Origin of the sequence: Streptomyces sp. NPDC014656 (genome assembly GCF_043084305.1) — a bacterium.
Classification (GTDB): Bacteria; Actinomycetota; Actinomycetes; order Streptomycetales; family Streptomycetaceae; genus Streptomyces.
Genome location: NZ_JBIBZN010000002.1, coordinates 567227 through 590906, shown reverse-complemented (window position 1 = coordinate 590906; position 23680 = coordinate 567227). Strand labels below are relative to the sequence as shown.

The 23680-nt window shown below is 72.2% G+C and carries 26 protein-coding genes and 1 pseudogene; 14 read left to right on the top strand and 13 right to left on the bottom strand.

Annotated features, from left to right (window positions below):
• Nucleotides 1-31 precede the first annotated feature (31 nt).
• The 3 genes from ACF1ED_RS06545 (at nucleotide 32) to hutH (ending at nucleotide 3669) form a co-directional block, all read left to right on the top strand.
• Entirely contained in the window at nucleotides 32-820 is a 789-nt protein-coding gene (locus ACF1ED_RS06545) for an enoyl-CoA hydratase/isomerase family protein (protein ID WP_391757259.1), read from the top strand.
• Between the two features lie 84 nt (nucleotides 821-904).
• Nucleotides 905-2038, top strand: a complete 1134-nt coding sequence (locus ACF1ED_RS06540; protein WP_391757258.1) for a diguanylate cyclase domain-containing protein — start codon at nucleotides 905-907, stop codon at nucleotides 2036-2038.
• Nucleotides 2039-2127: 89 nt separating this feature from the next.
• On the top strand, nucleotides 2128-3669 hold the full coding sequence (gene hutH, locus ACF1ED_RS06535; protein WP_391757257.1) for a histidine ammonia-lyase: 1542 nt from the start codon (nucleotides 2128-2130) through the stop codon (nucleotides 3667-3669).
• A gap of 69 nt (nucleotides 3670-3738) precedes the next feature.
• Here the strand turns inward: hutH and ACF1ED_RS06530 are convergent, their stop codons facing one another.
• Nucleotides 3739-4017: a hypothetical protein gene (locus tag ACF1ED_RS06530; RefSeq protein WP_391757256.1), complete on the bottom strand. Its 279-nt coding sequence runs from the start codon at nucleotides 4015-4017 to the stop codon at nucleotides 3739-3741.
• A gap of 114 nt (nucleotides 4018-4131) precedes the next feature.
• On the opposite strand from ACF1ED_RS06530, the gene ACF1ED_RS06525 reads away from it, so the two are divergent.
• Nucleotides 4132-4494: a hypothetical protein gene (locus tag ACF1ED_RS06525; protein ID WP_391757255.1), complete on the top strand. Its 363-nt coding sequence runs from the start codon at nucleotides 4132-4134 to the stop codon at nucleotides 4492-4494.
• A gap of 213 nt (nucleotides 4495-4707) precedes the next feature.
• Entirely contained in the window at nucleotides 4708-5979 is a 1272-nt protein-coding gene (locus tag ACF1ED_RS06520; protein WP_391757254.1) for an Ig-like domain-containing protein, read from the top strand.
• Nucleotides 5980-6055: 76 nt separating this feature from the next.
• Here the strand turns inward: ACF1ED_RS06520 and msrA are convergent, their stop codons facing one another.
• Nucleotides 6056-6715 carry a peptide-methionine (S)-S-oxide reductase MsrA gene (gene msrA / locus ACF1ED_RS06515; protein ID WP_391757253.1) on the bottom strand — a complete coding sequence of 220 codons (660 nt, stop codon included), beginning with the start codon at nucleotides 6713-6715 and terminating at the stop codon, nucleotides 6056-6058.
• Between the two features lie 77 nt (nucleotides 6716-6792).
• Complete coding sequence (locus ACF1ED_RS06510; RefSeq protein WP_391757252.1) at nucleotides 6793-7899, bottom strand: hypothetical protein; 1107 nt, start codon at nucleotides 7897-7899, stop codon at nucleotides 6793-6795.
• Between the two features lie 72 nt (nucleotides 7900-7971).
• Here ACF1ED_RS06510 and ACF1ED_RS06505 point away from each other — a divergent pair, with 72 nt between their 5' ends.
• Nucleotides 7972-9126 (top strand): cystathionine gamma-synthase, encoded by a 1155-nt coding sequence (locus ACF1ED_RS06505; protein ID WP_391757251.1) that lies wholly within the window; start codon nucleotides 7972-7974, stop codon nucleotides 9124-9126.
• A gap of 52 nt (nucleotides 9127-9178) precedes the next feature.
• Here ACF1ED_RS06505 and ACF1ED_RS06500 read toward each other — a convergent pair whose 3' ends face one another.
• From ACF1ED_RS06500 to ACF1ED_RS06485, 4 genes are read right to left on the bottom strand one after another with little or no spacing between them, the layout of a single operon-like run.
• Nucleotides 9179-9370, bottom strand: coding sequence for a DUF1059 domain-containing protein (locus tag ACF1ED_RS06500; protein ID WP_391757250.1), 192 nt, complete (start codon nucleotides 9368-9370; stop codon nucleotides 9179-9181).
• A gap of 58 nt (nucleotides 9371-9428) precedes the next feature.
• Nucleotides 9429-9677: a hypothetical protein gene (locus tag ACF1ED_RS06495; RefSeq protein ID WP_391757249.1), complete on the bottom strand. Its 249-nt coding sequence runs from the start codon at nucleotides 9675-9677 to the stop codon at nucleotides 9429-9431.
• Nucleotides 9674-10135, bottom strand: a complete 462-nt coding sequence (locus ACF1ED_RS06490) for a sigma factor-like helix-turn-helix DNA-binding protein (RefSeq protein WP_391757248.1) — start codon at nucleotides 10133-10135, stop codon at nucleotides 9674-9676. The genes ACF1ED_RS06495 and ACF1ED_RS06490 overlap by 4 nt, the downstream gene beginning before the upstream one ends.
• A 47-nt stretch (nucleotides 10136-10182) precedes the next feature.
• Nucleotides 10183-10680, bottom strand: coding sequence for a MarR family winged helix-turn-helix transcriptional regulator (locus ACF1ED_RS06485; protein WP_391757247.1), 498 nt, complete (start codon nucleotides 10678-10680; stop codon nucleotides 10183-10185).
• A gap of 145 nt (nucleotides 10681-10825) precedes the next feature.
• On the opposite strand from ACF1ED_RS06485, the gene ilvA reads away from it, so the two are divergent.
• The 3 genes from ilvA (at nucleotide 10826) to ACF1ED_RS06470 (ending at nucleotide 13995) form a co-directional block, all read left to right on the top strand.
• Nucleotides 10826-12055, top strand: coding sequence for a threonine ammonia-lyase (gene ilvA / locus ACF1ED_RS06480; RefSeq protein ID WP_391757246.1), 1230 nt, complete (start codon nucleotides 10826-10828; stop codon nucleotides 12053-12055).
• 63 nt (nucleotides 12056-12118) lie between these two features.
• A complete protein-coding gene (locus tag ACF1ED_RS06475; RefSeq protein ID WP_391757245.1) occupies nucleotides 12119-13150 on the top strand; it encodes an ATP-binding cassette domain-containing protein in 1032 nt (343 codons plus the stop codon).
• A complete protein-coding gene (locus tag ACF1ED_RS06470; protein WP_391757244.1) occupies nucleotides 13147-13995 on the top strand; it encodes an ABC transporter permease in 849 nt (282 codons plus the stop codon). Before ACF1ED_RS06475 ends, ACF1ED_RS06470 begins: the two co-directional genes overlap by 4 nt.
• Nucleotides 13996-14062: 67 nt before the next feature.
• Here the strand turns inward: ACF1ED_RS06470 and greA are convergent, their stop codons facing one another.
• Nucleotides 14063-14560, bottom strand: coding sequence for a transcription elongation factor GreA (greA, locus tag ACF1ED_RS06465; RefSeq protein WP_031013045.1), 498 nt, complete (start codon nucleotides 14558-14560; stop codon nucleotides 14063-14065).
• A 188-nt stretch (nucleotides 14561-14748) separates the two neighbouring features.
• Nucleotides 14749-15150, bottom strand: a complete 402-nt coding sequence (locus tag ACF1ED_RS06460; RefSeq protein WP_391757243.1) for a DUF4307 domain-containing protein — start codon at nucleotides 15148-15150, stop codon at nucleotides 14749-14751.
• 98 nt (nucleotides 15151-15248) lie between these two features.
• On the opposite strand from ACF1ED_RS06460, the gene mca reads away from it, so the two are divergent.
• The 3 genes and pseudogenes from mca to ACF1ED_RS06445 form a co-directional block, all read left to right on the top strand.
• Nucleotides 15249-16130, top strand: a complete 882-nt coding sequence (gene mca / locus ACF1ED_RS06455; RefSeq protein WP_391757242.1) for a mycothiol conjugate amidase Mca — start codon at nucleotides 15249-15251, stop codon at nucleotides 16128-16130.
• Nucleotides 16123-16365 (top strand): hypothetical protein, encoded by a 243-nt coding sequence (locus ACF1ED_RS06450; protein ID WP_391757241.1) that lies wholly within the window; start codon nucleotides 16123-16125, stop codon nucleotides 16363-16365. The genes mca and ACF1ED_RS06450 overlap by 8 nt, the downstream gene beginning before the upstream one ends.
• Before the next feature lie 54 nt (nucleotides 16366-16419).
• A pseudogene (locus ACF1ED_RS06445) lies at nucleotides 16420-16575 on the top strand (DUF255 domain-containing protein); the annotation flags it as partial.
• Nucleotides 16576-16698: 123 nt separating this feature from the next.
• On the opposite strand, the gene ACF1ED_RS06440 reads toward ACF1ED_RS06445, so the two are convergent.
• Both ACF1ED_RS06440 and ACF1ED_RS06435 read right to left on the bottom strand, forming a co-directional pair.
• Nucleotides 16699-18150: a CBS domain-containing protein gene (locus ACF1ED_RS06440; RefSeq protein ID WP_391757240.1), complete on the bottom strand. Its 1452-nt coding sequence runs from the start codon at nucleotides 18148-18150 to the stop codon at nucleotides 16699-16701.
• A gap of 726 nt (nucleotides 18151-18876) precedes the next feature.
• Entirely contained in the window at nucleotides 18877-19443 is a 567-nt protein-coding gene (locus tag ACF1ED_RS06435) for a Uma2 family endonuclease (RefSeq protein ID WP_391757239.1), read from the bottom strand.
• Between the two features lie 197 nt (nucleotides 19444-19640).
• On the opposite strand from ACF1ED_RS06435, the gene ACF1ED_RS06430 reads away from it, so the two are divergent.
• Nucleotides 19641-21662 carry a thioredoxin domain-containing protein gene (locus ACF1ED_RS06430; RefSeq protein ID WP_391757238.1) on the top strand — a complete coding sequence of 674 codons (2022 nt, stop codon included), beginning with the start codon at nucleotides 19641-19643 and terminating at the stop codon, nucleotides 21660-21662.
• A 76-nt stretch (nucleotides 21663-21738) separates the two neighbouring features.
• Here the strand turns inward: ACF1ED_RS06430 and ACF1ED_RS06425 are convergent, their stop codons facing one another.
• Nucleotides 21739-22137: a rodlin gene (locus ACF1ED_RS06425; RefSeq protein ID WP_391757237.1), complete on the bottom strand. Its 399-nt coding sequence runs from the start codon at nucleotides 22135-22137 to the stop codon at nucleotides 21739-21741.
• 97 nt (nucleotides 22138-22234) lie between these two features.
• Entirely contained in the window at nucleotides 22235-23269 is a 1035-nt protein-coding gene (locus tag ACF1ED_RS06420; RefSeq protein ID WP_391757236.1) for an LCP family protein, read from the bottom strand.
• Between the two features lie 118 nt (nucleotides 23270-23387).
• Here ACF1ED_RS06420 and ACF1ED_RS06415 point away from each other — a divergent pair, with 118 nt between their 5' ends.
• Nucleotides 23388-23615, top strand: coding sequence for a hypothetical protein (locus ACF1ED_RS06415; protein ID WP_391757235.1), 228 nt, complete (start codon nucleotides 23388-23390; stop codon nucleotides 23613-23615).
• Nucleotides 23616-23680: the final 65 nt, after the last annotated feature.

Below are 23680 nucleotides of genomic sequence, written 5' to 3'. Positions count from 1 at the left end.
TGAACCGTCGTTAACCGGGAGGGTCTGGGAGATGTCCGAGCAGCGTTTTGGCGAGTACGTGCTGGTCCGCAAGGAGGGGCACGTCGCCGAGTTCGTCCTCGACCGGCCCAAGGCGATGAACGCGGTCTCCTCCGAGATGGCCCGCTCCATCGGCGAGGCCTGCGCCGCGCTCGCCGCCGACCGGGAGGTCCGGGTCACCGTCCTGGCCTCCTCGAACGACCGGGCCTTCTGCGTCGGCGCCGACCTCAAGGAGCGCAACTCCTTCACCGACGCCGAGCTGGTCCGCCAGCGGCCCACCGCCCGCGCGGCCTACACCGGCGTCCTGGAGCTGCCGATGCCGACCGTGGCGGCCGTGCACGGCTTCGCCCTCGGCGGCGGCTACGAGCTGGCGCTCGCCTGCGACCTGATCGTCGCCGACGCCACGACCGTCGTCGGCCTGCCCGAGGTCTCCGTCGGCGTCATCCCGGGCGGCGGCGGCACGCAGCTGCTGCCGCGCCGGGTGGGCGCCGCGCGCGCCGCCGAGCTGGTCTTCACGGCGCGCCGGGTGGAGGCCGCCGAGGCCCGGGAGCTGGGCCTGGTGGACGTGGTCGCGGAGGACGCCCGCACGGCCGCCCTGGAGCTGGCCGGGCGGATCGCCGCGAACTCGCCGGTCGGGCTGCGCGCCGCGAAGAAGGCGATGCGGCTGGGCCAGGGCCTGGACCTGCGGGCCGGTCTGGAGGTCGAGGACGCGGCCTGGCGCTCGGTGGCCTTCTCGGGCGACCGCGCCGAGGGCGTGGCGGCCTTCAACGAGAAGCGGAAGCCCGCCTGGCCCGGAGAGTGACCGGATCGTCCCGTTTTCTATGAAATGTAACTTTCCGTGACGTCTCGGAGAGGAAAACGGATCAAACCTCCCTAAGCTGGAGGAATGGGAGAGGACGTGCGGCTGCGGGCCGTGGTGGCGCTGGCGCAGGGGATGGCGGCGGCGCACACCCCGCGCGAGTTCTGGCGGGCCGCGGCGCTCGGGGCGTGCGCCGGGCTGGGCGGCGGCTTCGGCGCCCTGTCGGTCTGGGAGCGGGACCACGGGCGGCTGCGGGTCCTGGTGAACGCCGGCGACCGGGCGGCCGGCGAGGAGGAGTTCCCGGACGCGGAGACGTATCCGGTGCACCAGTTCCCCGAGATCACCGAGTTCCTCCACGAGCGGTGGGCGACCGGCGCCGGTCCGCACGCCTGGATCGAGACGGCGGACGCGTCCCGGGTCACCGGCCGGGTGGAGGGCCTGCGGCGGCGCGGCCGGCGCTGCTGCGTGGTCGCCCCGATCGTGCTGCACGGCCGGGCCTGGGGCGAGCTGTACGTGGCCCGCCCCGAGGGGGCGAAACCTTTCACCTCCGCGGACGCCGACTTCGCGAACGTCCTCGCGGCGGTCGTCGCGGCCGGCATCGCCCAGGCCGAACGGCTGGAGGAGGTCCGCAAGCTCGCCTTCACCGACCCCCTCACCGGCCTCGCCAACCGACGCGCGGTCGACTCCCGCCTCGACGAGGCCATCGAGCGCTACCGCGCCGACGGCTCGGTCGTCAGCCTCGTCGTCTGCGACCTCAACGGCCTCAAGCGCGTCAACGACACCCACGGCCACGCCGTCGGCGACCGCCTCCTCGAACGCTTCGGCTCGGTCCTCTCCCGCTGCGGCGCCCGGCTGCCCGGCGCCCTCGCCGCCCGCCTCGGCGGCGACGAGTTCTGCCTGCTGGCCGTCGGGCCGACGGCGGACGAGGTCGTCGCCGTGGCGGAGGAGCTGTGCGTCCGCGCGGCGGAGCTGGAGCTCGGCGAGGGCGTCGCCTGCGGCGTCGCCTCCACTGGCGACCCCATCGGCCCCCTGAAGTCGGCCCGCCGCCTCTTCCGCCTCGCCGACGCGGCCCAGTACCAGGCCAAGGCCGCCCGCTCCGCGAAACCCGTGGTGGCAGGCCGCGACGGCACCGTCATCCGCCTCGCCGACGCCCCGTCCGGGGCCCGCGACCGCCGCCGCTTCCGCGACGCCCCGGCGGTGGAGCCGCCCCCGGAGCGGTAAGGGGCCGTAAGGGGCCGTGCCGGTGGGGGCCAGTGACACATTGCCTAGTGACAGGTTGGTCTTCAGTCCGTAGGGTGCTGAATATGGATATGCAGACAGTCGTTCTCGGCACGTCCGGCACGACCCCGCAGGACGTCATCGCCGTCGCCCGTCACGGCGCCCGCGTCGAGCTGTCGGCCGGCGCCGTCGAGGCGCTCGCCGCCTCCCGCGCCGTCGTCGACGCCCTCGCCGCCAAGCCCGAGCCCGTCTACGGCGTCTCCACCGGGTTCGGCGCGCTCGCCACCCGGCACATCGACCACGAGCTGCGCACGCAGCTCCAGCGGAACATCGTCCGCTCGCACGCCGCCGGCATGGGCCCGCGCGTCGAGCGCGAGGTCGTCCGCGCCCTGATGTTCCTGCGGCTCAAGACCGTCGCCTCCGGCCACACCGGCGTCCGCCCCGAGGTCGCGCGGACCATGGCCGACGTCCTCAACGCCGGCATCACCCCGGTCGTCCACGAGTACGGCTCCCTCGGCTGCTCCGGCGACCTCGCCCCGCTCTCCCACTGCGCCCTCGCGCTCATGGGCGAAGGCGACGCCGAGGGCCCCGACGGCACCGTGAAGCCCGCCGGCGAGCTGCTCGCCGCCGCCGGCATCGAGCCCGTCGTCCTGCGCGAGAAGGAGGGCCTCGCCCTCCTCAACGGCACCGACGGCATGCTCGGCATGCTGATCATGGCCCTCGCCGACCTCGACACCCTCTACAAGTCGGCCGACGTCACCGCCGCGCTCTCCCTCGAAGCCCTCCTCGGCACCGAGAAGGTCCTCGAACCCGAGCTGCACGCCATCCGCCCCCACCCCGGCCAGGCCGCCTCCGCCGCCAACATGCTGGCCGTCCTCAAGGGCTCCGGCCTCACCGGCCACTTCCAGGCCGGCGAAGCCCCCCGCGTCCAGGACGCCTACTCGATCCGCTGCGCCCCGCAGGTCGCCGGCGCCGGCCGCGACACCATGGCCCACGCCCTGCTCGTCGCCGAGCGCGAGCTCGCCGCCGCCGTCGACAACCCGGTCGTCCTGGGCAACGGCGAGGTCCGCTCCAACGGCAACTTCCACGGCGCCCCCGTCGCGTACGTCCTCGACTTCCTCGCCATCGCCGCCGCCGACCTCGGCTCCATCGCCGAGCGCCGCACCGACCGGCTCCTCGACAAGAACCGCAGCCACGGCCTGCCGCCCTTCCTCGCCGACGACGCCGGCGTGGACTCGGGCCTCATGATCGCCCAGTACACCCAGGCCGCCCTGGTCAGCGAGATGAAGCGGCTCGCCGTCCCGGCCTCCGCCGACTCCATCCCCTCCTCGGCCATGCAGGAGGACCACGTCTCCATGGGCTGGTCCGCCGCCCGCAAGCTGCGCACCGCCGTCGGCAACCTCGCCCGGATCATCGCCGTCGAGCTGTACGCGGCCACCCGGGGCATCGAGCTGCGCGAGGGCCTCACCCCCGCCCCCGCCTCGCGGGCCGCCATCGACGCCCTGCGCGCCGCCGGCGTCGAGGGCCCCGGCCCGGACCGCTTCCTCGCGCCCGACCTGGCCGCCGCCGACGCCTTCGTCCGCGAGGGCCGCCTGGTCGCCGCCGTCGAGCCGGTCACCGGCCCGCTGGCCTGACCGGAACCGTACGCGCGCAAGGGCCGCCCCACGGGGCGGCCCTCCTCCGTGCCCTCGCCCGCGCAGCGGTCAGGACGCGCGCCCGTGCCGCCGCATCGCCAGCGCCACGAACCCCGCGCCCACCCCGAGGAAACCGGTCCCGCCCAGCACGTACGCGGTCGTGTCGGGCCCCCCGGTCTCGGCCAGCCGGTCCCCGCTCCCGGGGCCGGCCGGGCCGGTGCTCCCGCTCGTCACCGCCGCCCCGGTCGCCGTACCGTCGAAGGCGTTCGCCGACGGGACGAACCACAGGGCGCACAACAGGGTCCCCGCCGCGGTGGCGGTCAGCAGCGGGCGTCGGGCGGCGGACACGCGGATCTCGTTCTCCCTCACGAAAGCCCCGCGGGAAACCCGCGGTGGGCCGATGCTAGTGAACCCAGCGGGTCGTGGGAAAGCCGAGGGCGGCCAGACCCTACGCTCCCAGCCATGAGCACCTCCGAAACCCCCGCCACCGGGACCGAGACCACCACCCGCCACGTCCGCCTCCGCGTCGACATCGTCCTGGAGATCGACGGCCCGGCCGAACTGACCGCCGCCGCGGAGGGGCGGATCGACTCCGACGAGTTCATGCCGGCCGAGGAGCGCGAGCACGCCCGCGCCGCCGTCCAGGAGGACCCCTCCGAGGCCCTCGCCTACCTCGTGGAGCCCTTCGACCTGGTCCGCGACCTGCCCGGCGTCGAGCTCGTCCAGGCCGCCTGGAGCAGCGAGGAGATCGAGTACGACCCCGACGCCATGGAGTGGGACCTCGACGGGGAAGATGGGGACGAGGAAGACGACGAGCATGCCTGACCGGTGAGGCAGGGCGCGGGCCGCCCTGTCCGCGGGCCCCGGGACGGCGTCCCGGGGCCGTTTCGCGCCCGGGTCCCGGGCCGGCGGGAACCGGACGCTCCGTCCCTGCGTGTCGGTCAGTGGTGTTCAGTGGTCTTCCCCACAAACCCCCGCCATCCGGAACCGGAGGGGGTCTCATGGGTGTTCTGATGGATTGACAGGGAATCGGCGACGATGGAGAAGCGTGTGATGACGGTCGGCAAGCGCCGCAGGAGCCTGGCAGCCGCGGCGGCGGTGCTCAGCGGCGTACTCGTGCTCTCGGCGTGCAACGACGACGACGCGTCCGGCCCGGCCGCGTCCGGCTCGGCCACCGCCACCTCACAGGCCCAGGTCGACGAGGCCGCCGAGCAGAAGACCTCCAAGGCGCAGATCACCATCGCGCCGGAGAACGGCTCGCAGAACGCCTCCATCAACAACGCCGCCAAGGTCTCCGTCGCCGAGGGCAAGCTCACCGAGGTCACCATGACCTCCGCCGAGGGCACCGAGGTCAAGGGCGAGATAGCGGCGGACGGCCTCTCCTGGAAGCCGGCCGGCCAGCTGGAGCGCGCCACGGTCTACAAGATCGCCGCCACCGCCGTCGACGCGGAGGGCCTGGAGGCGCACGAGAACTCCTCCTTCACCACCGTGTCGAAGGAGAACAGCTTCATCGGCAACTTCACCCCCGAGGACGGCTCGACCGTCGGCGTGGGCATGCCGGTCTCGATCAACTTCAACAAGGCGATCACCGACAAGAAGGCCGTCCAGGGCGGCATCACCGTCTCCTCCAGCTCCGGCCAGGAGGTCGTCGGCCACTGGTTCAACTCGACGCGCCTCGACTTCCGCCCGGACGACTACTGGAAGGCCGGCTCGACGGTCACCCTCAAGCTCGACCTCGACGGCGTCGAGGGCGCCGACGGCGTCTTCGGCGTCCAGCAGAAGACCGTCACCTTCAAGGTCGGCCGCAGCCAGGTCTCCACCGTCGACGTCGAGAAGAAGACCATGACCGTCGTGCGCGACGGCAAGGTCATCCGGACCATCCCGATCTCCGCCGGCTCCCCGGACAACACCACCTACAACGGCCAGATGGTGATCTCCGAGAAGTTCAAGGAGACCCGGATGAACGGCGCCACCGTCGGCTTCACCGACTCCGACGGCAAGGGCGAGTACGACATCAAGGACGTGCCGCACGCCATGCGCCTGTCCACCTCCGGCACCTTCATCCACGGCAACTACTGGGGCTCCCGCTCCATCTTCGGCTCCGTGAACACCAGCCACGGCTGCGTGGGCCTCGCCGACGTCAAGGGCGCCGGCGACCCCAAGCAGATGGCCGCCTGGTTCTACGACCAGTCGATGATCGGTGACGTCGTCGTCGTCAAGAACTCCAAGGACAAGACGATCGCCCCGGACAACGGCCTCAACGGCTGGAACATGGACTGGTCGGCCTGGAAGGCCGGCTCCCAGGCCTGATCCCCCGTCCCCACGGCAAAGGGCCCCCTCCGCTCCGGAGGGGGCCCTTTCCGCGCCCGCTGCCGCGCTCGCCGCGCTACTCGGCCTTCGCCACGCCGACCGGGCAGGAGACGCCCGTGCCGCCGATGCCGCAGTAACCCGCCGGGTTCTTGTCCAGGTACTGCTGGTGGTAGGCCTCCGCCGGGTAGAACGGCCGGTCCCCGGCGGGCAGGACGGTCGTGGTGATCCCGCCGTAGCCGGAGGCCGTCAGGACCTTCTGGTAGGCGGCCCGGGAGGCCTCGGCGGCCTCGGCCTGGGCGGGGGAGTGGGTGTAGACGGCGGAGCGGTACTGGGTGCCCACGTCATTGCCCTGGCGGAAGCCCTGCGTCGGGTCGTGGGACTCCCAGAAGACCTTCAGGAGCGTCTCGTACGGGACCAGCGCCGGGTCGAAGACGACCCGGACGACCTCGGTGTGCCCGGTGAGGCCCGAGCAGACCTCCTCGTACGCGGGGTTCGGCGTGTGGCCGCCCTGGTAGCCGACGAGCGTCGTCCAGACGCCGTCGGTCCGCCAGAACTTCCGCTCGGCGCCCCAGAAACAGCCGAGGCCGAAGTCGGCGACCTCCAGGCCCTCCGGGTACGGGCCGGACAGCGGGTTGCCGAGCACCGTGTGGCGCTCGGGCAGGGAGAACTCCGGCTCCGGGCGGCCGCGCAGGGCCTGCTCCGGGGTGGGCAGGACGGGGGTGCGGGACAGGAACATGCGGCATCTCTCCTCGATGTTCGGCAGTCCTCACAACACCGGCGCGCGCACCCCTGTTCCCCCTGGTCGCGGGCCCGTCACCGCCGCAGCGTCACCGGGCTCCCGCCGTTCGCCTCGTACCCGGCCACCGCCAGGTTCCGGTGCAGGGTGTACTCCGCCGCCGGGTCGCCGCTCAGCGTCCACGGCACCGCGCCCACGTGGCCGTCCACGTGCACCAGCTGGTGCATCGCCTCGGCCCAGCGCTCGCCGCGCACCAGGAAGTACACGAGCAGGTGCCGCACGTGCGCGAGCATCGGGTCGTCGGGGCGGGCCGAGTGCACCGCGTACAGCGCGCCCTCCATCGCCCTGCTCACCACCGCCGTGCGGTAGAAGTCCTGCACCAGCACCACGTCCGGCACGTGCTCGAAGACCGCGAAGAGCGGCAGCGCGGCCAGCAGCGAGCCGCGCGGCGCCCGCGCGGCGGCCGTCGTCGCGAAGTGGTCGGCCTCCTCGCGCGAGCCGTGCCACTTCTCGCACCAGTAGTGCAGCGCCGCCAGGTGCGCGCCCATGTGCTGCGGAGCCCGGTCGATGACCTTGGCCCACACCTGGTCGAACTGCTCGTGGCTGTAGCCGAGTCCGCGCGCCACCGCGAGCTGCGTGAGGTACGGGACGGGGTCGCCGGGCGCGAGCAGCGCGGCCTCCTCGGCGACCTTCCGGGCCTCCTCCAGGATGATCCGGAAGTCGTCGGAGCCGGCCGCCGAGGAGCGCCACGCCTGCTGCACCAGGAACTCCGCGTGCACGGCCGCCGCGCCCGCGTCCTTCGGCGCGTCCGAGCGCCAGGCGCGCAGCCAGGCCCCGCCGACGCCCGGCTTCTCCGCGAGCTCCAGGGAGGCCGCGCCCGCGAACGCCTGGACGCGCTGCCAGCGGACCTCGCCCTCCTTGTCCGTGCCGGCCAGCAGCTGCGCGGCGGCACGCCAGTCCTGGGTGGCCTGGACGACGTCGAGGACGTCGAGGAGATCGTGGTCCGGCCCGGGAAGCCGCACGTCCAGCTCCTCCTGACGGACGAATCCGTACGCGTCCGGGTCGGCGGCGTCCGGCGTGCCGGGCGCGACCTGCCGGATGCCGCCGCCGCGGCGGCGCAGCAGATAGGGGCCGAGGACGCCGAAGAGCAGGCCCAGGGCGATCAGGAACCAGAGAATCTCCATGTGTCCATTGTCCAGGACGCCGTCGTGGACGAATCGCGGCGGTGGGGGTGCCCCGGCACTACGCTCCTGACCATGAGCGACCAGCACAGCCACCAGAACTTCGAGACCCGCGCCATCCACGCGGGCAACACCGCCGACCCGCTGACCGGCGCGGTCGTCCCGCCCATCTACCAGGTGTCCACCTACAAGCAGGACGGCGTGGGCGGGCTCCGCGGCGGCTACGAGTACAGCCGCAGCGCCAACCCGACCCGGACCGCCCTGGAGGAGAACCTCGCCGCCCTGGAGGGCGGCCGGCGCGGTCTCGCCTTCGCCTCCGGCCTGGCCGCCGAGGACTGCCTGCTGCGCACGCTCCTCGCGCCGGGCGACCACGTGGTCATCCCGAACGACGCGTACGGCGGCACCTTCCGGCTCTTCGCCAAGGTCGTGCAGCGCTGGGGCGTCGACTTCTCCGTGGCGAACACCTCGGACGTCGACTCCGTCCGGGCCGCCGTCAACGACCGCACCAAGCTGATCTGGGTCGAGACGCCATCGAACCCGCTGCTGGGCATCACCGACATCGAGGCCGTCGCGGGCGTGGCCCGGCAGGCCGGGGTGAAGCTGGTCGTCGACAACACCTTCGCCTCGCCGTACCTCCAGCAGCCGCTGGCGCTCGGCGCCGACGTCGTCGTGCACTCCCTCACCAAGTACATGGGCGGTCACTCGGACGTCGTCGGCGGCGCCCTGGTCGCGGCCGACGCGGAGCTGGGCGATGAGCTGGCCTACCACCAGAACGCGATGGGCGCGGTGGCCGGCCCCTTCGACTCGTGGATCGTGCTGCGCGGCATCAAGACCCTGGCCGTCCGCATGGACCGCCACAGCGAGAACGCGACGAAGGTCGCCGACTTCCTGACCCGGCACCCGAAGGTCACCCAGGTGCTCTACCCCGGTCTCGCCGAGCACCCCGGCCACGAGGTCGCGGCCAAGCAGATGCGGTCCTTCGGCGGCATGATCTCCTTCCGCGTCGAGGGCGGCGAGGAGGCGGCGGTCGGCGTCTGCGACCGCGCGAAGCTCTTCACCCTGGGCGAGTCCCTGGGCGGCGTCGAGTCGCTGATCGAGCACCCGGGCCGGATGACGCACGCCAGCGTCGCCGGTTCGGCCCTGGAGGTCCCGGCCGACCTGGTCCGCCTCTCGGTCGGCATCGAGAACGTCGACGACCTCATCGCGGACCTGCGCGAGGCGCTGGGCTGATCCGTGCGCGGGGCCCGGGCGCGGCGGTCCCGCGCCCGGGCCCCGCGCGTGCTCAGGAACCGGGCAGCGCGTCCTTCAGGGACGCCCGGATCTCCTCCCGCAGCTCCGGGGTGTCCGTGTGCTCGTGGACGGAGACCGCGTGCTCGGTCGCGGCGCGCACGACCTCCTCCTCCTCGCCCGAGATGTAGAGGGTGCAGCCCGACACGCTCGGCGCGTCCCGGCAGTCGGCGGCTTTCCTGGTCATGTGGGCCTCCTGCGTCGCTGATCCGACCCCGACCCCTCCTTCCAGGCTAGGACCGACCTCACGGCCCGGCGAACGGCGGCGTCGTCGCGGCCGGCGGCGGCTCCCAGGGCCGGGCCTGCGCCGCCCAGACCGTGAGGCCGAGCACGGCGACCGCGGCCAGCGCCCCGCCGGCCCTCCGCAGCGCCCGCTCCCGCCGCCGCGCCCGGCCGCCCCGGGCCGCCGCCCGCGCCGCGAGGTCCCGGGGGACCGGCGGGTGGGGCGTGTCGAGCAGCCGCCGGACGGCCGCCTCCTTGTCGCCGTACCTCACGCGGCCGCCCTCCCGCCGGGGCCGTGCTCCCGGATCCGGGCCACCGCCCGCGCGTACACCGCCCGGATCCGCGCCTCGGGCAGACCGAGCAGCGCGGCCGTCTGCTCCTCGGGCACGCCCTCGTACAGGCACAGCACGAGCACCAGCCGTTCCCGCGGGGCGAGGGCGGCGAGGGTCCCGCCGTGGCCGGCGCGGTGCCGCCGGGCGGTCCGCGCGAAGCGCAGCGCGAGGTCGTCCCGGGTGAGCGCGTACGGATCCTCGTCGCGGCCCCGGTCGCGGACCGCGTACGCGTGGGCGAGGGAGGCGGTCAGCAGGGCGCGGGCGTACGGGTTGCGGGCCCGGGTCTCGGCGGTGAGCAGGGTGGCGACGTGCAGCAGCCGCGCCGCGGCGCCCGCCACGAAGGAGTCGAACTCCTCGGCGCGGGCGGCGTGTTCGGACCTGCTCCGCCGGGTGCCCACACCCCACATCTAGCGGGCAGGGGCGAAGCGGGGTCAACCCCCTTGCGTCACCCCTGCGTCGGGGCGCCGCCGCCGGCCTGGCGGGCGGAGAGCGCCGCGTTGAAGCGGGTGAGCAGGGAGCAGAAGGAGGCGCGCTCGTCCTGCGTCCAGCCGTCGGTGACCTCGGCCATCAGCGTGCGGCGCGAGGAGCGGACCTCCTCCAGGCGCTCCAGGCCGCGCGGGGAGAGCTGGAGGACGACGGCGCGGCCGTCCTCGGGGTGCGAGGTGCGCTTGACGAGCCCGGAGTCGACGAGCGGGGCGACCTGGCGGGTGACGGTCGAGGAGTCGATCCCCATGCCCGCCGCGAGCGCCTTGACGCCCATCGGGCCTTCCTGGTCGAGGCGGTTGAGGAGGAGGTAGGCGGCCCGGTCCATGGAGTTGCGGAGCTGACCGGTGCCGCCGAGGCGGGTCTGCTCGGCCCGGCGGGCGAAGACGGCCACCTGGTGCTGGAGGGCATCGAGGAGACCGGGGTCGAGCTCGGTCGTCATGTCCTGAGATGTGGGCATGGCTGGGGGCTCTCTCGTGCGGGGGTGGTCGGTGTGGGGGACAGAGTACGCGGACGGGACGGGCTCCGTACCGGCCGTGCGCAAACCCGTCACGGGGCCGCGGTCCGCGCGGCCGCGACCCCGGTGAGCTGCGAGACTTGGGGTCATGACCTTCGGTACGCCACACCCCTTGCACCGGCTGATGCTCGACGACGTGCGCGGAGCGCAGAAGATGCTGTCGGGGGTGGCCCGGACGACCGCACTGGAGGGCAGCCGCCATCTGTCCTCGCTGGTGGGGGCGCCGGTCCTGCTCAAGTGCGAGAACCTCCAGCGGACCGGTTCGTTCAAGCTGCGCGGCGCCTACGTGCGGATCGCCGGGCTCCGGCCGGAGGAGAAGGCGGCCGGGGTGGTCGCCGCCTCGGCGGGGAACCACGCGCAGGGTGTGGCGCTCGCCTCACAGCTCCTCGGGGTGCGCGCGACGGTCTTCATGCCGGTCGGCGCCCCGCTGCCGAAGGTCGCGGCGACCCGCGACTACGGCGCGGAGGTGCGCTTGCAGGGCCATGTGGTGGACGAGACGCTGGCCGCCGCGCAGGAGTACGCGCGGGAGACCGGCGCGGTCTTCATCCACCCCTTCGACCACCCGGACGTGATCGTCGGACAGGGCACGGTCGGCCTGGAGATCCTGGAGCAGTGCCCGGAGGTCCGCACGATCGTCGTCGGGGTCGGCGGCGGCGGCCTGGCGGCCGGGATCGGTCTCGCGGTGAAGTCGGTCCGCCCGGACGTGCGGATCGTCGGCGTGCAGGCGGAGGGCGCGGCGGCCTATCCGCCCTCGCTGGCCGCCGGGCATCCGGTGGTGGTCGGGTCGCCGGTGACGATGGCCGACGGGATCAAGGTGGGCCGGCCCGGTGACGTGCCCTTCGGGCTGGTCCAGGAGTACGTGGACGAGGTGCGCACGGTCTCGGAGGACGCGCTCTCCTCGGCGGTGCTGCTCTGCCTGGAGCGGGCCAAGCTGGTGGTGGAGCCGGCCGGGGCGAGCCCGGTGGCGGCGCTGCTGAGCGACCCGGGGTCCTTCCGCGGGCCGGTCGTGGCCGTCCTGTCGGGCGGGAACGTGGACCCGCTGCTGCTCCAGCGGATCCTGCGGCACGGCATGGCGGCGGCGGGCCGCTATCTGGGCCTGCGGCTGCGGGTGGCGGACCGGCCGGGCGCGCTGGCGACGCTGCTGGCGGTGCTGACCGTGGCCGACGCGAACGTGGTGGACATCAGTCACGTGCGGACCGACCCGCTGCTCGGCCTCACGGAGGTGGAGGTGGAGCTGCACCTGGAGACGAAGGGGCCGGAGCACTGCCGGGAGGTCGAGGCGTCGCTGCGGGAGGCGGGCTACACGGTCCTGGCCTGAGCGGGCCCCGCCACGCTGTCCTAGGATCGATAGAAATGCCCGAAATGATCCGGGAGTGTGGACATGCCAGGCGCGATCCACGCCGAGGGACTGGTGAAGACCTTCGGCGACGTCACCGCCTTGGACGGGGTGGACCTCGACGTGCCCGAGGGCACCGTCCTCGGCCTGCTCGGCCCCAACGGAGCGGGGAAGACGACCACCGTACGGGTGCTCACCACCCTGCTCCGCCCCGACAGCGGTACCGCGACGGTCGCCGGCGTCGACGTGCTGAAGCACCCGAACGAGGTCCGCCGCTCCATCGGCCTCTCCGGCCAGTTCGCCGCCGTCGACGAGTACCTCACCGGCCGCGAGAACCTCCAGATGGTCGGACAGCTGTACCAGATGAGGGCCCGGGCCGCGAAGGAGCGGGCCGGCGAGCTCCTGGAGCGCTTCCACCTCGCCGACGCCGCCGACCGCCCCGCCAGGACCTACTCCGGCGGCATGCGCCGCCGCCTCGACCTCGCCGCCGCCCTGGTCGTCGCCCCGCCCGTGATGTTCATGGACGAGCCCACCACCGGCCTCGACCCCCGCAACCGCCAGGCCCTGTGGGACGTCATCAAGGAACTCGTCTCCGGCGGCACCACCCTCCTCCTCACCACCCAGTACCTGGAGGAGGCCGACCACCTCGCCCACGACATCGCCGTCGTCGACCGCGGCAAGGTCATCGCCCGCGGCACCTCCGACCAGCTCAAGGCCCGCACCGGCGGCGAGCGCGTCGAGGTCGTCGTCCACGAGCGCGACGCCATCGCCCCCGCCCGCGGCGTCCTCGCCCGCTACGGCCCCGGCGACCGCGACCACGACGACGTCTCCGTCGAGGACCACACCCGCAAGCTCACCGTCCCCGTCACCGGCGGCGCCAAGCTGCTCGCCGAGGTCATCCGCGACCTCGACGCGATCGGCGTCGAGATCGACGACATCGGCCTGCGCCGCCCCACCCTCGACGACGTCTTCATCTCCCTCACCGGCCACGCCGCCGCGCTCGGACAGGACGAGGAGAACGGCACCGCCCGCCCGCCCGGCAAGGGCCGCGAACACCGGAAGGAGCCGGCCGCGTGAGCACCCTCACCGACACCGCCCCGCACGTCCCCGCCGGACGCGGCGGCATCGCCCGGTCGATCGCGGACTCGCTCGTCGTCACGAAGCGGAACCTGATCCGCATGACCCGGATCCCGGAGATGGTCATCTTCGGCCTCATCCAGCCCGTCATGTTCGTGATCCTGTTCAGCTTCGTCTTCGGCGGCTCCATGAGCGTCGGCGGGAACACCGACCCCGCCGTCTACCGCAACTTCCTGATGGCCGGCATCTTCGCCCAGACCGTCACCTTCGCCACCGCCGGAGCGGGCGCCGGCATCGCCGACGACATGAGCAAGGGCCTCGTCGACCGCTTCCGCTCGCTGCCGATGGCCCGCGGCGCCGTCCTCACCGGCCGCACCCTCGCCGACCTCGTCCAGACCGCGCTCACCGTCGTGGTCCTCGCGATCGTCGGCCTCCTCGTCGGCTGGCGCATCCACGAGGGCGTCCCCAAGGCCCTCGGCGCCTTCGCCCTCCTGCTCCTCCTCGGCTACGCCTTCTCGTGGATCGGAGCCCTCATCGGCCTCTCCGTCCGCACCCCGGAGGCGGCCACCTCCGGCGGCCTGATCTGGCTCTTCCCGGTCACCTTCGTCTCCAACGCCTTCGTCGACCCGAGCCAGATGGCCGACTGGATCCGCCCCATCGCCGAGTGGAACCCCTTCAGCGCCACCGTCCAGGCCTGCCGCGAGCTCTTCGGCAACCCCGGCGTCGTCCAGTCCGACGCCTGGCCCATGCGGCACCCGGTCTGGGCCTCGCTCCTCTGGTCGCTGCTGATCATCGCCGTCTTCCGCACCCTGTCCGTCCGCAAGTACCGCTCCGCCTCCGGCTGAGCGCGCGCACGCCGAAGGGCCGGCCCCACGGGGGACCGGCCCTTCGGTCGTACGGAAAGGCGGGGCCTCAGCCGGTGTACGGCTTCGCGCTGAGGATCTTCACCATGGCCTTCTTGCCGTTCGGCAGCTCGTACTCGGCGTCGTCGCCGGCCTTCTTGCCGTTCACGCCGATGCCGAGCGGCGACTGCGGGGAGTAGGTCTCGATGTCACCGCTCGCGTACTCGCGGGAGGCGAGCAGGAAGGTCATCGTGTCGGACTCGTCCCCGTCGAAGGCGATCGTCACGACCATGCCCGGCTCGACGACGCCGTCGTCCGCCGGCGCCTCGCCGACCTTGGCGTTCTGCAGCAGCTGGGTCAGCTGGCGGACCCGGAGCTCCTGCTTGCCCTGCTCCTCCTTGGCCGCGTGGTACCCGCCGTTCTCGCGCAGGTCGCCCTCCTCGCGCGCGGCGGCGATCTTCGCGGCGATCTCGGTACGCGCGGGACCAGACAGGTACTCAAGCTCGTCCTTGAGCTTGTTGTACGCCTCCTGGGTGAGCCAGGTGACGTTGTCGCTGGTCTGGGTCACAGGTGCTCCTCGTAGGTACTGGGAATACAAATCAACGCCCTACCCGGAAAACGGTCGCTCCCGGGTGGGCGAAAGCACGAGCCTAACAATGAGTGGCGGAAAGCGGGAGGACATAAACCATCGGGATGGCGTCGGTCCAGGTCACCGGGGCGACCCGCCGGAACTCGCTCCCCCTCCCCTACCCACCGCTACCGCGCCGTACACCCCAGCAGCTCGGCGCTGGTGGCGCGGGCGGTCGTCCGGAGGGAGTACACGCGGTCGACCCGGGCGCCCGGCTCGTCGACCACGACGTCCTTGCGGGCCACCTCGGCCCCGTCCTCGGACTGGGACCGGAGCGTGCACACGCCCTCGAAGCCCTCGTCCTTGCGGACCTCCAGGTGCACCTGCACCTCGGAGTCGCTCACCACGTCGAACTTGATCAACTCGGCGCTGATCTTGTTGTCGACCACGTAGTACCAGCCGAACCAGCCGATCAGGGCCAGGAAGAGCGTCCCGAGCACCGCTCCGGCGACCCTCAGCTTCCGGTCGGCCCGCTCGTCCGCCGAGCGCCCGTAGCGCCCCTCGGGCAGCTGCTCGTCCACGGCGCTCATGGTTCGGTCCTCTCGGGGCGGGGGCCACGGAATTTTCGTCCCCCCGATTCCGTCACTATAGAGACCCCCCTCCGCGTCGAATCACTGAGGATCGAGTCTTGACTGAGCAGCTGCGACTGATGGCCGTTCACGCCCACCCCGACGACGAGTCGAGCAAGGGCGCGGCGACCATGGCCAAGTACGTGTCCGAGGGGGTGGACGTCCTGGTGGTGACGTGCACGGGTGGCGAGCGCGGCTCGGTCCTGAACCCCAAGCTCCAGGGCGACCCCTACATCGAGGAGAACATCCACGAGGTCCGCCGCAAGGAGATGGACGAGGCCCGGGAGATCCTGGGCGTCGAGCAGGAGTGGCTGGGCTTCGTCGACTCCGGCCTGCCCGAGGGCGACCCGCTGCCCCCGCTCCCCGAGGGCTGCTTCGCCCTGCAGGACGTGGACCACGCGGCCGGCGAGCTGGTCCGCAAGATCCGCGCCTTCCGTCCCCAGGTCATCACGACCTACGACGAGAACGGCGGCTACCCGCACCCCGACCACATCATGACCCACAAGATCACGATGGTGGCCTTCGACGGCGCGGCCGACGCCGAGAAGTTCCCCGAGGCCGAGTACGGCCCGGTCTTCGAGCCGCAGAAGCTCTACTACAACCAGGGCTTCAACCGCCCCCGCACCGAGGCCCTCCACCAGGCCCTCCTCGACCGGGGCCTGGAGTCCCCGTACGGCGAGTGGCTGGAGCGCTGGGCGGAGTTCGAGCGCAAGGAGCGGACGCTCACCACCTTCGTCCCCTGCGCCGACTTCTTCGAGACCCGCGACCGCGCGCTGATCGCCCACGCCACCCAGATCGACCCCGAGGGCGGCTGGTTCCGCGTCCCGATGGAGATCCAGAAGGAGGTCTGGCCGACCGAGGAGTACGAGCTCAGCAAGTCGCTGGTGCCCACCTCCCTCCCCGAGGAAGATCTCTTCGCGGGCATCCGCGACAATGCCTGACATGAGCGCACACCTCGCACTGACGCAGCTGGTCCCCTTCGCCGCCGAAGAGCTCGACAAGAACAAGGTGACCCCCGGCGTCCTCGGGTTCGTCGTCTTCGCGGTCCTGGCCCTCGCGGTCTGGGCGCTGATGAAGTCGATGAACCGCCACATGAACAGCATCTCCTTCGAGGAGGCCCCGGACCCGGCCGAGCCCGCCGCGCCCGGGGAGAAGGCCCCCGCCGCCTCGAAGTAGCGGCACGTCGGCCCGTACCCGCGCGGTACGGGCCGGCTGCGGCAGGACGGGCCCATGGCGAACCGACTGGCCCATGAGACCTCCCCGTACCTCCTCCAGCACGCCGACAACCCGGTCGACTGGTGCCCCTGGCCGCCCGAGGCCTTCGAGGAGGCCCGCCGCCACGACGCCCCGGTCCTGCTCGGCGTCGGCTACAGCTCGCGTCACTGGCGCTAGTGAACTCACGAACCCAGTAGTCGGCGGTGCTCGCACCTCTCTGATGATCACGCGGCCCCCGCAGAGCTTCGACCGGTCGCTGCGGCCACCCGGACGAGGTCGGGCAACCGCCTTGCCTCAGCCGCCGTGCTCGCGCAGAAGTTCGATCATGTTGCGGAGCATCGGTATCGCCGAGTCGCCGGCCTTGTCCTTGTCGTTGAAATGCATCAGCTCGTTGCGGATCTCACGCAGTTCATCGAGGCGTGCGATAAAGGACTTGCGGTCCAGCGGCCAGCCCAGCTTGTCCCACTGCTCCTGATTGCCCAAGATCTGCTGGTAGTCGCCGTAGGACAGCTGATCGAAGGCAGAGAGCTTCCGGCGCCCGTCCGGATCGCAGAGGGAGATCACCTCCGTCAGGTCCAGACTCTCCGAGATGACCCGGCGCAGTTGTCGGTCGAGGTCCCCGATGAGCAGGAACGGCCGGGCCGTGGCGCCGTATTCCGCGGCCACGTCGGCCACGGTGATGATGCCGGCGATCTGATTCGTCTGGTCCTTGACCAGGAGGAAGCCGAACCGTTCCAGGTCGGGCAGGACGTCGATCAGGTGCTCGGCATAGCTGACCGCGTGGGCGGCGACGATGGCCTCGGAGAAGGGGGCCTCGGGGTCCGCGTAGCGCGCTCGCGCGATGGATTCCCATGTGACGGCACCCCGCAGATTCCGAGGTCCGTTCAGCACCGGCAGTTGCGAGTACCCGTTGAGGCGCATCTTGGTGAACACTTCCTCGAAGCTCGCCGACGAGGACACCGACACCACTCCCTTGAGCGCTGAGGGTAGGTTGCCGACCGTCTGGCCTTGGATCGGTTCCCCCTTGTCCTCCTCGTCGCTGGAGGTGGTGGCAGGCCCGGGTGTGCTGGCCTCTCCGGGCTCTTCCTGTTCCGCCGTCGGCCCCTGATCGGCCGTCTTCTCCTCCTCGTCCTCGGTATCCCCGGACGGGCCGGTCAAGGTGACTCGGTCGTCGATCCCTACGGCTGCGAAGTCCGGCACAGTGGTCAGGCCGTGGTTGGCGAGTTCGGCGGACACCTGCTCGGTGACCAGGTATCCGCGGCGGGATGCCCCCCACCAGCCCAGCAGATCCCTGACGGTGACGGTGACCGGTGTGTCGGCGTCCGCTTGCCTCCGGGCGTCCTTCAACCGCGCGTGCCGGGCGGCGGAACCGTCCTTGGAGCCATCACCGGAAGGCGGCAGCTCCGCCGCCGTGTCCAGGAGCTTCTGCCTCACAGCGTCCAGCAGGGTGCCGTCGTCCAGTGCCCAGGAGGTCCACCCGTCGTAGGGGCCGCGCCCTGTGGCGGCGGAGGCTGCCGCCGAAGGAGATTTGAACCGCTGGCCGTCACTCAACTCGATCCTGCCGTCCGAGGTCACCTGAGCAAGGTGCTCCTGCCCGGACCGCCGCTGCCGGAAGGTGAGGCGCGTCCCCGTGCTCAGAAGGCCGGCGCGGACGAGGTCGGAAACCAGTACCCGCCGTCCCTCGAACAGATAGGAGGCTCGGCCCAGAGGCTCGTCCGTGCTGTCATCTACTGTGCACTCAGCCATTGGTTTCCCCCGGTCGGCCTGCCTCGGAACGCCCTGATCATCGCAGAGCAGTGGCCGGCACCGGTGCGGATTTCCGGGATCGTCTTGTCAGGGGTGGTCAGGGACAGTTGGGCCGGGTCTCGTTCTGTAGTGCGGGCCGGTGCGTGGGGGCGGGGCGTGCCCGCCGACTCGCGCATGCCAGGTCCCCGTACCCTTTCCAGGCTGTGGACGATTTCGTCGACCGGTAGCAGAGGGACCCCGCGGCCTTTAGGTCGCCTGGGCGGGGCGACGAGTTCACCACCACGGACTTTCCCGAAGCGGTTGAGACGGCCCGCGACATCCTGGCGGAGCCGGGCAGCGAGCCAGGCCTCCGCGAGCAGTTGGCTGACAGGCCGGCGTGGCAGCGCGGGCGAGGGTTCAACCCCAACCGCTGCGCCTCCTGCGGGCACCAAGCCGATTGGCACACGTTTGAGAAGATCGTTGACGAGGCCCTTTACGGAGGCTGGATTCATGCCGCTGTGGGCCGGGTTCCCGTTGAACGTTGGCGTGCGATCAGGGGCGGCGGGCAAGGGATCAGCTGGCCGCACTGCTGACACCGCCCACGCGTGAACCATCGCCTACCTGACGAGTTGGCGTGGTGGGAGGTTTGCCAGGTCCGGAGATGGAAGACGCCTCGATCGGACTGCGAAGAATCACGATGCGTGTGCTAACGGTCAAGCATCGGTGGTAACGACCTCTCGGTGCCCCCTACATGACCCCAAGATCAACCGTGACGGAGAAAGGCGTGGTGGCTTTCACCGTGCCGGTGAACATCTCACCGTCCCGGTAAGCCTTGGTGGCGGGGTCGAGGACGTAGGTGTAGACGATCGGAACGCCGGTGGCGGCCTGCTCGACGCGCCAGTAGAAGGGGATGCCGGCCTTGGCGTACTGGTCGACCTTCACGATCCGGTCCGTGGTTTCCGAACCGGGCGACACGACCTCGACCACCAGGAGCACGTGCTCGGGGCGAGTGGGCGTGAGGTCGATGGTCTCCGCCCGGTAGACGATGACGTCCGGACGGCGGTTGGTGAGGGGAACGTCCTGCAGGCGGACGTCGAAGTCCGTGTCGGCGTTCCAGTCCGGGCCCGCGGCGGCGTCCAGGGCGTTGGCCAGGAGTCGAGCCAGCCGGTTGGGCCGCTTGGAGGCGCTCGGGCTCACGACGACCATCCCGTCCACGATCTCGATGCCGGCGCACTGCTCCTCGGACCAGGAGTTGTACTGCTCCGCGCTGATCTGCGAGTGCATCCACGCGGGCGCCGCCATCTCGGCGGTCATGGTGTACCTCCTTCGAGGAGCCTCGGCAGGTCCGGCGCTGCTGCGCCCAGCCTGCTGTTCCGAGGCGCCGGGCTGCCCGGCCTGGAGGGGGACGGCGGCGCCCACCACGTGATGGCGCAGAAGCGTGATTCGGCCGAGCGGGGCGGGCTCGTCAGGGTTTCACCGGCCGCGCCAGGCGCTGTGAGAGGCTGGGTCGTATGAACCGGTTGGCTGGTATGACCTCGCCTTATCTGCTTCAGCACGCCGACAATCCGGTCGACTGGTGGCCGTGGGGACCCGAGGCGTTCGAGGAAGCGAAACGGCGCGATGTACCCGTTCTGTTGTCGGTCGGCTACTCGGCGTGCCACTGGTGTCACGTGATGGCCCACGAGTCCTTCGAGGACGAGGCCACCGCCGCGCTGCTCAACGAGCACTTCGTCGCCGTCAAGGTCGACCGCGAGGAGCGGCCCGACGTCGACGCCGTCTACATGGAGGCCGTCCAGGCCGCCACCGGCCACGGCGGCTGGCCGATGACCGTCTTCCTCACCCCCGACGCGGCCCCCTTCTACTTCGGCACCTACTTCCCGCCGGAGCCCCGCCACGGCATGCCGTCCTTCCTCGAGGTCCTCGACGGCGTCCGCGCCGCCTGGACCGACCGCCGCGGCGAGGTCGCCGAGGTCGCCGAACGGATCGTGAAGGACCTCGCCGGCCGCTCCCTCGCCGTCGCCGGCGACGGCCTGCCCGGCGAGGAGGAGCTGGCCGCCGCCCTCCTCGGCCTCACCCGCGAGTACGACGCCACCCGCGGCGGCTTCGGCGGCGCCCCCAAGTTCCCGCCGTCCATGGCCCTGGAGTTCCTGCTCCGCCACCACGCCCGCACGGGCTCCGAGGGCGCCCTCCAGATGGCCGCCGACACCTGCGAGGCGATGGCCCGCGGCGGCATCTACGACCAGCTCGGCGGCGGCTTCGCCCGCTACGCCGTCGACCGCGCCTGGGTCGTCCCGCACTTCGAGAAGATGCTGTACGACAACGCCCTGCTCTGCCGCGTCTACGCCCACCTGTGGAAGGCCACCGGCAGCGACCTCGCCCGTCGGGTCGCCCTGGAGACCGCCGACTTCATGGTCCGCGAGCTCCGCACCCCCGAGGGCGGCTTCGCCTCCGCGCTCGACGCGGACAGCGACGACGGGACGGGCAAGCACGTGGAGGGCGCCTACTACGCCTGGACCCCCGCCCAGCTGGCGGAGGTCCTCGGCGCGGAGGACGCCGCCCTCGCCGCCGCCCACTACGGCGTCACCGAGGACGGCACCTTCGAGCACGGCGCCTCGGTCCTCCAGCTCCCCCAGGAGGCGGGCCCGGCCGACGCCGGCCGGATCGCCTCCATCCGCACCCGGCTGCACGCGGCCCGCGAGCGGCGCGAGCGCCCCGGCCGCGACGACAAGGTCGTCGCCGCCTGGAACGGCCTCGCGATCGCCGCCCTCGCCGAGACCGGCGCCCTCTTCGACCGCCCCGACCTGGTCGAGCGCGCCACCGAGGCCGCCGACCTGCTGGTCCGCCTCCACCTCGACGACGGCGGCCGGCTCACCCGCACCTCGAAGGACGGCCGGGCCGGCGCCAACGCGGGCGTCCTGGAGGACTACGCCGACACCGCCGAAGGCTTCCTCGCCCTCGCCGCCGTCACCGGCGAGGGCGCCTGGCTGGACTTCGCCGGCCTCCTCCTGGACCACGTCCTCGACCGCTTCACCGGCGAGGGCGGCGCGCTGTACGACACGGCCCACGACGCCGAGGCCCTCATCCGGCGCCCCCAGGACCCCACCGACAACGCCACCCCGTCCGGCTGGACCGCCGCCGCCGGAGCCCTGCTCTCGTACGCGGCCCACACCGGCTCGGAGGCCCACCGGACCGCCGCGGAGGGTGCCCTCGGCGTGGTCAGGGCCCTCGGCCCGCGCGCCCCCCGCTTCATCGGCTGGGGCCTCGCCGTCGCCGAGGCCCTGCTCGACGGTCCCCGCGAGATCGTCGTCGTCGGCACCGCCGCCGACCCCGGCTTCCAGGAGCTGCGCCGCACGGCCCTGAGGGCGACCACCCCGGGCGCGGTCCTCGCCGCCGGAGCCCCCGACGGCGAGGAGTTCCCGCTGCTGCGGGACCGCCCCCTGGTCGCCGGGTCGGCCGCCGCGTACGTCTGCCGTCACTTCACCTGCGACGCACCCGTCACCGACCCGGACGCCCTGGCCCGGCTGCTCCGCTGAGGCCCGGACAAGGGCACGGCCCCGCCGTCCCTCCGGAGAGGGGCGACGGGGCCGCGCCGTGGCCGAGCGGGGCGGCTCAGCTGTTGCCGGCGCCGTTGCCGGACAGCACGGGGATGTCGCTGAGGATGTGCGACAGCGGCTCGTCACCCTTGGCCTGGGTGGAGTTCTCGACGCACTGCTGGTTCTGCGGGGAGGACAGGACGTTGATGTCCTGGACCGCGATCGGGATGGCGCCGACCAGCGAACCGGCGTTGACCTTGGCCGGCAGACCGATGCAGGGCTTGTTCAGGGAACCCTGGACGAGCGCGAACTGCGGGCTCATGTTGCCGTAGGTGGCGGAGTTGCCGAACTCCTGGTGCGCGCCGTTGCCGGAGAGCGACGTGGTGCCACCGTCGTCGGCGATCGCGAGGGCCGGTCCGGCCGTCACGCCGACGACCGAGGCAGCCACCGCAGCGGTCGCGAGGAGCTTCTTCATGGTTCTGGCCTTTCGGATGACTGGCTCGTGCTGAGTGTCGAGCCGTGCTGATCAACTGGCCGGAGGGGCGGAGGTTCCGCCATGTCCACCGGACGGCCTACGGGCAGATGAGCGAAGAACCGCGGGCGGGCTCGTAGTCGGCGACGGAGAGCTCGCTGGGCGCGACGGCGTCGCCGGGCGGCAGCGGCCGGTCCTCGCGCAGCCGCGCGAAGACCTCCGCCGCCCCCTCCTCGTCCCAGCCGACGGTGGATCCGGCCCCCTCGACGGGCGGGTTGAAGCCCCGCACGGGCACGGTCGCGAGTTCGGTGCGCGCGGGGCCGAGCGCCTTCAGCCGGCCGGCGAGCGTGAGCAGTTCGGCGGTCGAGACGCCGTGCTCGACGGCTGCGGTGCCGCGCAGGGTCGAGGCGAGCGCGCGCAGCCGCGCGGGGTCCTCGAGGATCCCGCCGGAGCGGATCCGGTCCAGCATGTTGACGAGGAACTTCTGCTGTTTGCGGATGCGGCCGAAGTCCATCTCCCCGTCGGCCTTCCGGGAGCGCACGTACTGGAGTCCCCCGCCGCCGCCCAGCCGGGTGGTGCCGACCGCCAGGTCGAGCCCGGTCGCCGAGTCCTTCAGCGGTTTCGCCGTGCAGACGGGGACGCCGCCGTCGACCCGGTCGACGGAGTCCATGAACCGCCGGAAGTCGATCTCCAGGTAGCGGTGCACGTCGAGCCCGGTCAGCGCCTCCACGGTCTCGACGGCCAGCGCCGAACCGCCCTCCGCGTGAGCGGCGTTGACCTTCGCGAAGTGGGTCTCGTGGACCTTGCCGGTCCTCCGGTCGGTGTGCGGTCCGGGGAGTTCGGCGAGCGAGTCGCGGGGCAGCGAGACCACGCTGACCCGGTCGTTCCCGGCGGAGACGTGCACCAGCATGATCACGTCCGTGCAGTCGCAGCCCCGGCCGCCGAGCCGGAAACGTTCCTTCTCCTCGGCGGTGATTCCCGCCCGGGAGTCGACGCCGACGACGAGCAGGTTCAGTCCCCGTTCCGGGGAGGGGAGTTCGGTGGGTCCGCCGAAGGCGGAGGCGAGGGCTCCGGGGGCGAGCGCGAGAAGCGCCGCCGGAGCGATCAGCAGCCGCCACGGACGCGGGAATCTCATGCCCGCACGCTATTTCGACCCCGCTCGCACACAGGTACGCGACGCGACATCGAGCGCTTGAATCACTCCGTTGCGAGGCTTGTGTAATGATGCGGGAATAGCAGCGGAAGGAGCGAGGATGGCGCCGCCGGATTCCGGTAATCCCGGGAAATGGGAACGGATGGCCTTCATTCCGAAGAGCCGGTATGTGAGCGAGCCGCCGACTGCCGACCCGATCGGTTCCACCCGGCAATTCCCCGTCTATTCCGCCCTGGTGACCCAGTGGGCGCAGGCGGGGCGGGCGGTGCCGGGCGTGCCGGACCGGGAGTGGGAGCGGCTGATGTCCACCCCCGTCTGGCCGCGCTGACCCGGTCCGTACGCGCGAAGGGACCGCCCCGGCGGGGCGGCCCCTCGACGCGTGGACGTGTCGCC

Excerpts from the sequence above, each read along its gene's own strand:
- ACF1ED_RS06545 (WP_391757259.1), top strand. The coding sequence starts at position 32 with ATGTCCGAGCAGCGTTTTGGCGAGTACGTGCTGGTCCGCAAGGAGGGG.
- ACF1ED_RS06540 (WP_391757258.1), top strand. The coding sequence starts at position 905 with ATGGGAGAGGACGTGCGGCTGCGGGCCGTGGTGGCGCTGGCGCAGGGG.
- hutH (WP_391757257.1), top strand. The coding sequence starts at position 2,128 with ATGCAGACAGTCGTTCTCGGCACGTCCGGCACGACCCCGCAGGACGTC.
- ACF1ED_RS06525 (WP_391757255.1), top strand. The coding sequence starts at position 4,132 with ATGAGCACCTCCGAAACCCCCGCCACCGGGACCGAGACCACCACCCGC.
- ACF1ED_RS06520 (WP_391757254.1), top strand. The coding sequence starts at position 4,708 with ATGGAGAAGCGTGTGATGACGGTCGGCAAGCGCCGCAGGAGCCTGGCA.
- msrA (WP_391757253.1), bottom strand. The coding sequence starts at position 6,715 with ATGTTCCTGTCCCGCACCCCCGTCCTGCCCACCCCGGAGCAGGCCCTG.
- ACF1ED_RS06510 (WP_391757252.1), bottom strand. The coding sequence starts at position 7,899 with ATGGAGATTCTCTGGTTCCTGATCGCCCTGGGCCTGCTCTTCGGCGTC.
- ACF1ED_RS06505 (WP_391757251.1), top strand. The coding sequence starts at position 7,972 with ATGAGCGACCAGCACAGCCACCAGAACTTCGAGACCCGCGCCATCCAC.
- ACF1ED_RS06500 (WP_391757250.1), bottom strand. The coding sequence starts at position 9,370 with ATGACCAGGAAAGCCGCCGACTGCCGGGACGCGCCGAGCGTGTCGGGC.
- ACF1ED_RS06485 (WP_391757247.1), bottom strand. The coding sequence starts at position 10,680 with ATGCCCACATCTCAGGACATGACGACCGAGCTCGACCCCGGTCTCCTC.
- ilvA (WP_391757246.1), top strand. The coding sequence starts at position 10,826 with ATGACCTTCGGTACGCCACACCCCTTGCACCGGCTGATGCTCGACGAC.
- ACF1ED_RS06475 (WP_391757245.1), top strand. The coding sequence starts at position 12,119 with ATGCCAGGCGCGATCCACGCCGAGGGACTGGTGAAGACCTTCGGCGAC.
- ACF1ED_RS06460 (WP_391757243.1), bottom strand. The coding sequence starts at position 15,150 with ATGAGCGCCGTGGACGAGCAGCTGCCCGAGGGGCGCTACGGGCGCTCG.
- ACF1ED_RS06450 (WP_391757241.1), top strand. The coding sequence starts at position 16,123 with ATGCCTGACATGAGCGCACACCTCGCACTGACGCAGCTGGTCCCCTTC.
- ACF1ED_RS06440 (WP_391757240.1), bottom strand. The coding sequence starts at position 18,150 with ATGGCTGAGTGCACAGTAGATGACAGCACGGACGAGCCTCTGGGCCGA.
- ACF1ED_RS06435 (WP_391757239.1), bottom strand. The coding sequence starts at position 19,443 with ATGACCGCCGAGATGGCGGCGCCCGCGTGGATGCACTCGCAGATCAGC.
- ACF1ED_RS06430 (WP_391757238.1), top strand. The coding sequence starts at position 19,641 with ATGAACCGGTTGGCTGGTATGACCTCGCCTTATCTGCTTCAGCACGCC.
- ACF1ED_RS06425 (WP_391757237.1), bottom strand. The coding sequence starts at position 22,137 with ATGAAGAAGCTCCTCGCGACCGCTGCGGTGGCTGCCTCGGTCGTCGGC.
- ACF1ED_RS06420 (WP_391757236.1), bottom strand. The coding sequence starts at position 23,269 with ATGAGATTCCCGCGTCCGTGGCGGCTGCTGATCGCTCCGGCGGCGCTT.
- ACF1ED_RS06415 (WP_391757235.1), top strand. The coding sequence starts at position 23,388 with ATGGCGCCGCCGGATTCCGGTAATCCCGGGAAATGGGAACGGATGGCC.